Annotated in this window: 7 protein-coding genes; 3 read left to right on the forward strand and 4 right to left on the reverse strand. The window is 37.2% G+C overall.

Annotation, left to right across the window (positions count from 1 at the left end; all coding sequences use genetic code 11):
* Nucleotides 1-94: 94 nt before the first annotated feature.
* A complete protein-coding gene (locus E0F89_RS01750; RefSeq protein WP_131908144.1) occupies nt 95-895 on the reverse strand; it encodes a TIGR00266 family protein in 801 nt (266 codons plus the stop codon).
* 261 nt (nt 896-1,156) lie between these two features.
* Nucleotides 1,157-2,449 (reverse strand): aminopeptidase P family protein, encoded by a 1,293-nt coding sequence (locus E0F89_RS01755; RefSeq protein ID WP_131908145.1) that lies wholly within the window; start codon nt 2,447-2,449, stop codon nt 1,157-1,159.
* Between the two features lie 203 nt (nt 2,450-2,652).
* Here E0F89_RS01755 and E0F89_RS01760 point away from each other — a divergent pair, with 203 nt between their 5' ends.
* Nucleotides 2,653-5,490 (forward strand): WD40/YVTN/BNR-like repeat-containing protein, encoded by a 2,838-nt coding sequence (locus E0F89_RS01760; protein ID WP_207915766.1) that lies wholly within the window; start codon nt 2,653-2,655, stop codon nt 5,488-5,490.
* A gap of 199 nt (nt 5,491-5,689) precedes the next feature.
* Here E0F89_RS01760 and aceA read toward each other — a convergent pair whose 3' ends face one another.
* Nucleotides 5,690-6,970: an isocitrate lyase gene (aceA, locus tag E0F89_RS01765; protein ID WP_131908146.1), complete on the reverse strand. Its 1,281-nt coding sequence runs from the start codon at nt 6,968-6,970 to the stop codon at nt 5,690-5,692.
* A 47-nt stretch (nt 6,971-7,017) separates the two neighbouring features.
* A complete protein-coding gene (gene aceB, locus E0F89_RS01770; protein WP_131908147.1) occupies nt 7,018-8,619 on the reverse strand; it encodes a malate synthase A in 1,602 nt (533 codons plus the stop codon).
* A gap of 117 nt (nt 8,620-8,736) precedes the next feature.
* On the opposite strand from aceB, the gene E0F89_RS01775 reads away from it, so the two are divergent.
* Both E0F89_RS01775 and E0F89_RS01780 read left to right on the forward strand, forming a co-directional pair.
* Nucleotides 8,737-10,218 carry a helix-turn-helix domain-containing protein gene (locus tag E0F89_RS01775; RefSeq protein ID WP_131908148.1) on the forward strand — a complete coding sequence of 494 codons (1,482 nt, stop codon included), beginning with the start codon at nt 8,737-8,739 and terminating at the stop codon, nt 10,216-10,218.
* A 463-nt stretch (nt 10,219-10,681) separates the two neighbouring features.
* A complete protein-coding gene (locus tag E0F89_RS01780) occupies nt 10,682-11,347 on the forward strand; it encodes a succinate dehydrogenase cytochrome b subunit (protein ID WP_131908149.1) in 666 nt (221 codons plus the stop codon).
* The last annotated feature ends 1 nt before the right edge of the window (nt 11,348 follow it).

The following is an 11,348-nucleotide window of genomic DNA, read 5'->3' on the forward strand; positions in this document are numbered from 1 at the left end:
TAAGTTCATTTAAGCATTACCTCTATTTGCTTACATGACTTATATGGTTGAAAAACGGCTCCCATTTCTGAAAGCCGTTTGTAATTATTAAAATTTAAAATCGTCTATCCCCATCGAGCAAACTTCCTAATCCGCCTAATAAACTGCCTTCATCTCGACTGTTTCCGCCAGTTCTTGGTGCAGATGCAATGATTCTGTCCGCAAGTCGGCTGAAAGGCAAGGATTGTACATAAACTGTTCCCGGACCACGAAGTGTGGCGTAAAACAGACCTTCACCACCAAAAATAGAATTCTTGATGCCGCCAATAAACTCAATGTCATAATCAACATCTTTGGTAAAACCTACGATGCAACCCGTGTCGACTTTTAGTATTTCGCCTGCGGCTAGTTCTTTTTTGGCTAATGTTCCGCCGGTATGTACAAATGCCAGACCGTCGCCTTCTATTTTTTGCATGATGAAACCTTCTCCACCAAACAATCCGCGACCGAGTTTTTTAGAGAATTCAATCCCCACAGAAACGCCTTTGGCCGCGCAAAGGAAAGAATCTTTCTGGCAAATGAATTTTCCGCCAAATTGTGTCAAGTCAATTGGGATTATTTTCCCGGGATAAGGCGAAGCGAATGAAACTTTGCTTTTGGTATTGTTTTGATTGATGAACGCAGTCATAAAAAGACTTTCGCCTGTCAGCACTCTTTTTCCGGCGCTTAAAAGTTTACCAAATAATCCGTTTTCCTGTCCAGAGCCGTCTCCAAAAATGGTTTCCATTTGGATATTATTGTCCATCATCATAAAACTTCCCGCTTCGGCAATTACAATTTCCTGTGGGTCCAGTTCTATTTCCACATATTGCATTTCCTCGCCGTAAATGTGGTAGTCTATTTCGTGTGCTTGCATGATTTCTGAGTTTTAAGTTTTTTAAATAAGTCGGAAGCGTGATTATAAAGTTACAGCTTTAAGATGAATTTTGAAATTACAGATTTTCTCGCTGAAGCGCAAGGGATAGCAGCGGAAAGCCCACAGTCTTGTCCTTTTGGACGAGACGAGGACTTGTAGCGAATAGCCTGACGCAGCTGGAGTTTACGGAGGCTGGGTTGCGCCCAAAAAAAAACCGGTTCACATTGCTGTAAACCGATTTGGTTGTGTGTATTTAAGGAATTAACTATTCATTAATTCTTCGATTTCGTCCACTTCAATTGGGATGTTGCGCATCATGTTGAATGGTTCGCCGCTTTCCTGAACGATGATGTTATCCTCCAGACGGATTCCGAAACCTTCGGCAGGAATGTAAATTCCGGGCTCTACGGTAAACACCATATTGGCTTGCATCGGTTCGGTCAGGATTCCGTAATCGTGCGTGTCTAATCCCATGTGGTGCGATGTTCCGTGCATGAAATATTTTTTGTAAGCTGGCCATTCCGGATTTTCGTTTTGCACATCGGCTGTGTCAATAAGACCCAAACCTAGCAGTTCCGAAGTCATTAATTTCCCTACTTCGATATGGTATTGTTTCCAAAGTGTACCTTTTGTCAGCATTTTTGTCGCTTCGTTTTTTACATTTAAAACAGCATTGTATACTTCTTTTTGTCTTTTAGTGTACTTTCCTGAAACTGGAATCGTACGCGTCATATCACTTGAATAATTAGCATATTCAGCCGCAACATCCAGTAAAATCAAATCACCAGCTTTGCATTGTTGATTGTTTTCGATGTAATGCAATACATTGGCATTGTTTCCGGAAGCGATTATTGGCGTGTAGGCAAAACCACGGGAACGGTTGCGAATGAATTCGTGAATTAACTCAGCTTCGATTTCGTATTCGGTAATATTTGGTTTCACGAAAGGCAATAATCTTCTAAAACCAAGTTCCGTAATGTTACAGGCTTTTTGGATTAAATCCAATTCTTCTATTTCTTTTACAGAACGCAGACGCTGCAATATCGGGTTACTTTTTGCAACAGCATGTGCCGGATATTTCTCTTTCCACCATTTTACAAAACGGGCTTCGCGCGTTTCAGTTTCTACAGTAGCGCGGTAATGCTCATTTGTGTTGATGTAAATTGTTTCAGCATGAGTCATCATTTCGAATAATACTTTCTCAAATTCCTGTAACCAATATACAGTTCTGATTCCTGTTACTTCAAAAGCACGCTCCTTGGTCAGTTTTTCACCTTCCCAAATGGCAATGTGTTCACTGGTTTCTTTCAAGAATACCATTTCTCGTTGGTGCTCGTAAGGCGCATCCGGAAAAAGTAATAAAATACTTTCTTCCTGATCGACTCCGCTCAAGTAAAAGATGTCGCGGTGTTGTGCAAATGGCAACGTACTATCTGCAGAAACGGGGTAAATATCATTAGAATTGAAAACAGCAACGCTTTTTGGCTTCATCTGAGCCATGAACTTTGCTCTGTTTTTTATAAATAAATCTCGGTCAATTTGGTGGTATTTCATTTGTTGATTTTTATTGTTTTATTGCAGCAAAATGCAATCTTAATGGGTGTTTTTATGGATAAATACAAATAACATTATTCAATCCTTGTTTTTTATATTGATTATTCAAAAATACTAACTTTGAGAGAAACGGTTGTTAATTACAGTATAAAATTTTCAGATTACTATTTTTATGATTAATTTTCCAATTCAAATCAGTTTACATGAAAAAAATAGTATTCTTCTCAGCCCTTATTCTACAAAGTGTCTCTTGGGGACAAGTTTCTACTGAAGCAATTCAGCAAGCATTGGAAGCCAAAAAACAAATGGAAAATCAATCGCTTTTTCAGCAGATTACTTTCGAAAATGTTGGGCCAACGGTGATGAGCGGCAGAGTGGTGGATGTGGATGTAAATCCGGAAAATCCAACCGAATTTTACGTGGGATACGCTACGGGCGGACTTTGGTACACGAATAATAACGGAATGAGTTTTTCACCGGTTATGGATGCGGCGCCTACGCAAAATGTGGGTGATATCGCGATAGACTGGAAACGAGGAACGATTTGGGTAGGAACTGGCGAAGTCAATTCGTCCCGATCTTCTTACGCCGGAATTGGAATTTTAAAATCAGAAGATAAAGGAAAGACTTGGCAAAATATGGGATTGCATGACAGCCATCACATCAGCCGAATCCTGATTAATCCATCAAATCCAGATGAAGTTGTTGTGGGTGCAGTGGGGCATTTGTATTCAAAAAATGAAGAAAGAGGAATTTATAAAACAACAAATGGCGGTAAAACGTGGAGTAAAACTCTTTATATCGACGATGAAACGGGGATTATAGATGTGGCTGTTTCTCCAAAAAATTTCAAGGTTCAATATGCGGCTTCTTGGAGCAAAGACAGGAAAGCTTGGGATTTTATAGGAAGTGGCGCTACTTCGGGAATTTATAAAAGTGAAGACGCGGGAATGACATGGAAACTTTTCACGAATGCTGAAAGTGGATTTCCTGTTGGTGAAGGCGTTGGAAGAATTGGTTTAGCGGTGTTTGATGACAATAACGTGTATGCTGTATTGGATAACCAATTCAAAAGACCGCTGGGATCCCAAAAAAGCAATTCGTTACCAATTGCGTTTTCAATGCCGGGAGACGAATTCCTGAAATTGCCTAATAAAAGTTTGAATTCTATTTTAAAAAATTACGGTTTAACCGAAAAATACAGAGCCGAAAACATCAAACACTGGGTTCAAAACGGGTATTTGCAACCTAACGAAGCTGCAAAAGTGGTTTTAGATGCGATAAGTAGTTTAGCCGAAACAGAAGTTATCGGAGCCGAAGTTTACAAATCAAGTAACGGAGGAAAAAGTTGGACGAAGACCCATAAGGATTTCATTGATGATTTCTTTTATTCGTACGGCTATTATTTCAGTGTCATTTCTGTTGATCCAAACGATTTGAATAAAATTTATTTGTCAGGCGTACCCATTATAAAATCAAATGATGGTGGAAAAACATTTACTTCCATAAGCGAAGAAAATGTTCACGCAGATCATCATGTAGTTTGGGTGAACCCAAATAAATCCGGACATTTAATTAATGGAAATGACGGCGGTTTAAATATTTCGTATGATGATGGAGCGCATTGGTTCAAAGGCAATTCGCATAGTGTCAGTCAATTTTATGCGGTAAATGTAGATGAGCAAGAACCATATAATATTTATGGAGGGATGCAGGATAATGGGGTTTGGGTTGGGCCAAGCACTTACAAATACTCCTCAGAATGGTACCAAACCGGAAAATACCCGTATGAAAATTTGATGGGAGGCGACGGAATGCAAACTCAAATCGACAAAAGAAATTCAAATATTGTTTTTACTGGTTTCCAATTCGGGAATTATTATAGAATTGATCGTGCGAATAACAAGCGAGAGTATATTTCACCAAAGCCCCAAAAGGATGAAAAACCATTCCGATTCAATTGGCAGACACCTATTTTATTGTCTTCGCACAATCAGGATATTTTATACATGGGATCTAATTTCTTGCATCGATCGATGAATCAAGGACAAACTTGGACTGCGATTTCGCCTGATTTGACACAAGGAGCGAAAGAAGGAAATGTAGCTTTTGGAACCATCGCTGCTATCAGCGAAAGCACTTTGCAGTTTGGTTTACTCTACACCGGAAGTGATGATGGATTGATTCATGTTTCGAAAGACGGTGGGGCAACTTGGAATAAAATTTCGGGGAATTTACCTCAAAATCGTTGGGTTTCCAGAGTCGTGGCTTCCGCACACAAGAAAGATAGAGTGTATGCGACTTTGAACGGATATCGAAATGATGATTTTACCAGTTATGTGTATATGTCGGATGATTTTGGACAAACATGGAAAAACATCTCTGCTAATTTGCCTTCAAGTCCAGTGAATGTAATCGTGGAGGATAATGTAAATGAGAATGTTTTATATCTGGGAACGGATAACGGATTGTATGTTTCGTTAAATAAAGGAACATCTTGGGATGATTTTTCTAACGGAATTCCAAACGTTGCGGTTCACGATCTAGTGATTCAAAAGAAAGCAAAAGATTTAGTCGTGGGAACTCATGGTCGTTCAATTTATAAAGTCAATGTGGATCAAGTGCAACAATTGAGCGATAAAGTGGTAGCTGAAAATCTTCATGTTTTTGAACTTAAAAAAATCAAAAAATCAAGAGAATGGGGAAGCAGCTGGAGTTCTTGGGCTAAAGCTTCTGAGGCAAAAGCAGAGATTTGGTTCTATTCCAATACGGATTCAGAAGTGCTTTTACAAATTGAAAACAGCTTGAAAGAAGTCTTTTATTCTCAGAAAGTGAAAGCGTCAAAAGGATTAAACAAGCATGTTTACGATTTTTCCATAACGAAAGCAACTGCTGATAATTGGAAAAATAAAGACAAAAAACTAAAACTTGAAGTAGCTAAAAACGGCAAATATTACCTTCCGGTTTCAATAAATAAAATCAGTATTCAAAAAGGAAAAGAGAAAGTGGTTACTGATCTTGAGATTATTGAATCGAAGTAAATCACTTTGGACTTTCAGTTTGTAGAATTGGTTGACAGACTTAAATTATGCATAATTGCAAAAAAAAATATTTGCCACGAATTTCACGAATTGGCACGAATTAATTAGTGAGAATTCGTGAAATTTGTGGCGATAAATTTTTAAAAATAAAAAACACGATTCCATCTGAAATCGTGTTTTTTTATGGTTGTTGCTTTTTTTAAAACTGAGCTGTTTCAGTAGAGTCTTTCATCGCAGTGGTAGAAGATTTTCCGATTGTCACAGTATTTTGTACCGCGTCAAAATAAGAAGTTCCTACGAAACCTTGGTGTTTAACCGCTTTGAAACCATGTTTTTGCAAAGCAAATTCTCTTTCCTGTAATTCAGAATATCCTGCCATTCCTCTTTCTTTGTACGCTTTAGACAATTCGAACATACTCGTATTCAATGCGTGGAATCCTGCCAATGTGATGAATTGGAATTTGTATCCCATTGCTGCAAGATCTTCGCGGAATGTTTCCATTTCAGCAACGGATAATTTTGCAGCCCAGTTGAAAGAAGGCGAACAATTGTACGCCAACATTTTTCCAGGGAATTTTGCGTGAATTCCTTCGGCAAATTTTCTTGCGTAATCCAGATCTGGATTGCTAGTTTCCATCCAAATTAAATCAGCGTAAGGCGCGTAACTCAATCCCCTGTCAATTCCTTGTTCCACACCACAATTAACATAGAAAAAGCCTTCTCCCGTTTTTTCTCCCGTTATGAATTTAGCATCTCTTGGGTCAATATCGCTAGTTAATAAGTTGGCTGCATCTGCATCAGTTCGAGCAACGACAATTGTTGGTGTTCCCATTACGTCAGCTGCTAAACGTGCTGCAATCAATTTGTTGATGGCTTCTTGAGTAGGAACCAATACTTTTCCACCTAAGTGACCGCATTTTTTAGCAGAACTCAATTGATCTTCAAAGTGAACTCCCGCAGCTCCCGCTTCAATCATCGCTTTCATTAATTCGAAAGCGTTCAGGTTTCCACCAAAACCAGCTTCGGCATCAGCCACAATAGGAACTAAGTATTCTTTTTTGTCAGCTGTTCCGTTAACCACTTGTATTTGATCCGCTCTCAAAAGCGCATTATTGATTCGTTTTACTACCAATGGAACGCTGTTAGCAGGATATAAAGATTGGTCAGGATACATTTCTCCGGCTACATTTGCATCAGCAGCAACTTGCCAACCGCTCAAATAAATAGCATCTAATCCTGCTTCTACCTCTTGAATGGCTTGATTTCCGGTTAGCGCGCCAAGTCCGGCTACAAAATCCTGAGAATTTAGTTTATTCCATAAAGTATTCGCTCCAATTCTGGCAACACTATGTTCTATTTGATACGAACCTTGCAATTTTACAACTTCTTCAGCAGTATAGGGGCGCTCAATACCATTCCATCTTGGGTTTGTAATCCAGTCCGTAACTAATTCTTGAATTCTTGTTTCTGTAGTTTTCATTTTTCTTTTTTTTTGGTTGTTTGTTAATAGGGATTGTAATTGATTTTTTAAATGTATTTGTATCCAGGAATGGTCAAAAATTCGATAAAATTGTCGTTCACGACTAGAATATCTAATAATTGTTCCGCTAATCTGTATTTTTGTTTTTCATGATTTTCATCTCCAACAAGCTTTCTGATTTTTTCAAATTCCTCCATCGCTATACGATGATAATAATTTGTATTTAATGTTTTTTTATTGTCCAAAACGACTTCGTTTTGTAACCATTGCCACAATTGTGATCTCGAAATTTCAGCAGTAGCAGCATCTTCCATCAAATTGTGCAACGCTGCGGCGCCTTGTCCGTTGAGCCATGAAGCGATGTATAGAACGGAAATACTAATGTTTTTTCGAACGCCTTCCTCGGTAATGGTTCCTTTTGGAGTTTCGAGCAAATCACTTTCGGTAACGTGTATGTCTTCTCTTTTTGCATGAATCTGATTTTTGGTTGGCATGTATTTATCGAAAACGGTCATAGCAAGTGAAACCAAATCCGGATGTGCGACCCAAGTGCCGTCATGACCATTTTTTACTTCCCGTTCTTTGTCGGCTATTACTTTGTCGAAAGCAATTTTATTTGCTTCTTCGTTGTTTTTTATTGGAATTTGTGCCGCCATTCCACCAATTGCGTGAATATTTCGTTTGTGGCATCTTTGAATAACTAATTGGGAATACGCACTCATAAATGGAGAAGTCATCGTCACCTGATCTCTGTTTGGAACTATGAAAGCTGGGTTTTTTCTTAATTTTTTGATGTACGAAAAAATGTAATCCCATCGTCCGCAGTTAAGGCCAACAATATGATCTTTCAGTTCAAAAATAATTTCGTCCAACTGAAAACTTGCCGTTATTGTTTCGATTAAAACTGTTGCTTTAAACGTTCCGCTTTTTACGCCTAAATATTCCTGCGTGAATTCGAAAACTTCATTCCACCATCTTGCTTCCAGATAATGTTCCAGTTTTGGAATGTAAAAATACGGTGCCGTTCCATCTTCAATAAGTTGCTTATGATTGTGAAAAGCATATAATCCGAAGTCAATTAGTGATCCTGAAGTTTGTTCTCCGTTAATCAAAATATTTTTTTCCGGCAAATGCAATCCTCTTGGACGAACAAGCAACACGGCAGTTTTGTCGTTCAGACTGTATTTTTTATTCTTTATAGTATCTTCAAGAGCAATGGTTTTGTTCACCGCATCTTTCAGGTTTTGTTGTCCCGTTATTAAATTGCTCCAAGTAGGAGAAGTACTGTCTTCAAAATCAGCCATGAACGTTGTTGCTCCCGAATTCAATGCATTGATGACCATTTTTCTGTCGACCGGACCCGTTATTTCGACTCTTCGGTCTAATAAATCGTCTGGCGTTTTCGCTGCTTCCCAATTACTTTCTCTGATACTTTTGGTCTCAGTAGGAAAAGTTGGCAAAACACCTTGATCAAATAAATCCTGTTGTTTTTTTCTTTCGTCTAATAACAAAAGTCTTTTGTCATTGAATCGCTCGTGGAGTTCTGTAATAAAAGTAATGGCTTCATCCGTCAAAATTTCTGGACAATACTCTTTCGTTTCATTGGAAAACTGTAACGATTTTTCCGTTGTTTCGGTATTTGCTTTCATGGTTAATGTGTTTTACATGACAATGTTACGAAAAGTTTTTTACAAAACAAGCGAACGTACGCTAAAAATGAAAAATATTTTTTTTGGCGTAAATATTTTTTAGCTTATCTTTGAAATATGAACATAGAAAAGGATTATATCAAGTTGATTTTTGGGTTAAAACTCAAGCAGGCTCGCACCAATAAGAATCTGTCACTATTTGGTTTGGCAAAAATCACGGACCTTTCAAAATCGTATTTGAACGAAATTGAAAAAGGGAAAAAGTATCCAAAAACGGATAAAATTATTCTGTTAGCCGAAAAACTCGATATTTCCTATGATAATATGGTTTCGTTGAAACTGGATAATAATCTGGCGCCCATTGGAGAAATCCTAAAATCGGGTATTCTAAAAGAGATACCTCTGGAGATTTTTGGGATTCAAGAAAACGATCTTATCGATATTATTGCCAATGCTCCTGCAAAAGTCAATGCGTTTATAAGTACGATTATTGAGATCGCACAGCATTATAATTTGACAAGAGAGAGTTTCTTTTTGGCGTCGTTGCGTTCGTACCAAGAAGCACATACGAACTATTTTGAAGATTTAGAGCAGAAAGTGTTGCAGTTTTCCAAAGCGTTTCACGTGAATATTGAGACCAAGATTTCGATTGAAGAACTTACGGCAATACTAATTGAAGAATATGGTTATACGATAAAAGAACTCGTTTTTTCGGAGCAAGAACAATTGGGGGATTTGAGATCGATTTTTGTTCCAAAAAGCAAGACGTTACTTCTTTCATTAGACATTGACGAACCTCAAAAAGCATTTATCTTAGCCAAAGAAATTGCGTATAATTACCTTGAAATCACCGAAAGATTATACACGTTCAGTTGGATTAAGTTTGATAATTTTGACCAGGTCCTGAACAACTTTTATGCTTCCTATTTTGCCGGAGCATTACTTATACCAAGACAGAAACTTATAGATGAACTGAATTTATTTTTGTCCAAAACAGATCCAAAACCTGGGGAAATGATTGCTTTGATGAGCGGATTTAATGTTTCTCCAGAATCGTTTTATCAAAGGTTGACTAATATTTTACCAAAAGACTTTCAGTTAAAGAATCTTTTCTTTCTGCGATTGTCTCATCAAATAGGAACCGATACGTATCAAATAAAAAAGGAATTGCATATCACGAACCAGCAGGAGCCGCACGCGAATGAAATGAATGAGCATTACTGCCGAAGATGGGTTTCGATACGTACGATTGAAGAGTCTTTGAAACAAAATAAAAATCATTTTTTTGATGCTCAAATCTCCAGTTATGAAAACAGCAAAAATGAATATCTTGTTTTTTCATCCGCAACACCGGATCCGTTTAAGGTAGATTGTATCCGTAGTATTTCGGTAGGGATATTGATTACGCCGGGAATGAAGAAAAAATTTAAGTTCATCGAGAATGATTCGCTTAAGAAACAGATTGTTGGGGTTACCTGTGAAACCTGTGCCGTAAAAAATTGTTTGGAACGCGCTTCTCCGCCAATACAATTAGAGCAAAAAATGCGCAACGAAAACACGGATTTAATTGTGCAACAATACATGGCAAAATTCAGTTAGACGCAATTCAGTATTTAAATAAAGAAGGTTTCGAAAGTAAAAACGAGAACTTTAAGATTACCCTATAAAAACCGATGTCGTTAATACCTGTTTTTAGTTTTCAATTGAACGCATAAAATTTAAAACGATGGACAAATACTGTTGTTTTGGTGCTGAAATATGGAAACGTTAGGTGTTTCTGATGATTTAGAAATAATTACTGGTAAAAATTATTGAATTTCTAATTTTTGGCTGTTTATAGGTTTGTTTTCAGTCAATTTCGCAGCATCAAATTCCAGACTGTTTTCTTTTTTTGTTTAACTGTTTTTATGATGGTTTTTGCGTTTATGTTTGATATTTAAGGATTCCTTGGTTTTTTATGTAAAACACTTTAAAATCATTATAAATAACAGCGAAAAGGTTGTAGTTACTGTCCAATTGCTCTATTTTTGTATAATTTTTTAAAACAATTTATTTAAATCTTATGGCAAAATCTGCATTATTGAAATCGTCGATAGCAAAAAAAGTAGCTATGGCACTTTCAGGACTTTTTTTACTGTTGTTTCTAGCACAGCATTTTTTTATCAATATGACATCGGTTTTCAGTGCCGATATTTTTAATTCAATTTCTCATTTTATGGGAAATAATCCATTAGTTCAATTCGTAATACAGCCAATATTGATTGTAGGAGTGATTTTTCACTTTATTATGGGTATGGTTTTGGAAATTAAAAACAGAAGTGCCCGACCAATTTCTTATGCGAAGAACAATGGCGCTGCTAATTCTTCTTGGGCGTCAAGAAATATGATTGTTACCGGTTTAGTTGTGTTGGCATTTTTAGGATTGCATTTTTACGATTTTTGGGTTCCTGAAATGGTCTATAAATATGTAGATGTTAGTCCGTTGGATGAAACAAGATATTTCCATGAACTGGTTGCAAAATTTGAAAGTCCGGTTCGTACAGGATTATACAGCCTTTCATTTTTGTTGTTGTCATTGCACTTGTGGCACGGTTTCAATTCGTCATTTCAATCGGTAGGTTTTAATAATAAGTATTCAAAATCTTTGCATACATTAGGATATGCTTTTGCAATTGTAGTTCCTTTTGGTTTCATTTTCATTGCATTATTTCATCATTTTAATCATTAAT

Source organism: Flavobacterium caseinilyticum (assembly GCF_004349085.1).
Classification (GTDB): domain Bacteria; phylum Bacteroidota; class Bacteroidia; order Flavobacteriales; family Flavobacteriaceae; genus Flavobacterium; species Flavobacterium caseinilyticum.

Excerpts from the sequence above, each read along its gene's own strand:
- E0F89_RS01750 (WP_131908144.1), bottom strand. The coding sequence starts at position 895 with ATGCAAGCACACGAAATAGACTACCACATTTACGGCGAGGAAATGCAA.
- E0F89_RS01755 (WP_131908145.1), bottom strand. The coding sequence starts at position 2,449 with ATGAAATACCACCAAATTGACCGAGATTTATTTATAAAAAACAGAGCA.
- E0F89_RS01760 (WP_207915766.1), top strand. The coding sequence starts at position 2,653 with ATGAAAAAAATAGTATTCTTCTCAGCCCTTATTCTACAAAGTGTCTCT.
- aceA (WP_131908146.1), bottom strand. The coding sequence starts at position 6,970 with ATGAAAACTACAGAAACAAGAATTCAAGAATTAGTTACGGACTGGATT.
- aceB (WP_131908147.1), bottom strand. The coding sequence starts at position 8,619 with ATGAAAGCAAATACCGAAACAACGGAAAAATCGTTACAGTTTTCCAAT.
- E0F89_RS01775 (WP_131908148.1), top strand. The coding sequence starts at position 8,737 with ATGAACATAGAAAAGGATTATATCAAGTTGATTTTTGGGTTAAAACTC.
- E0F89_RS01780 (WP_131908149.1), top strand. The coding sequence starts at position 10,682 with ATGGCAAAATCTGCATTATTGAAATCGTCGATAGCAAAAAAAGTAGCT.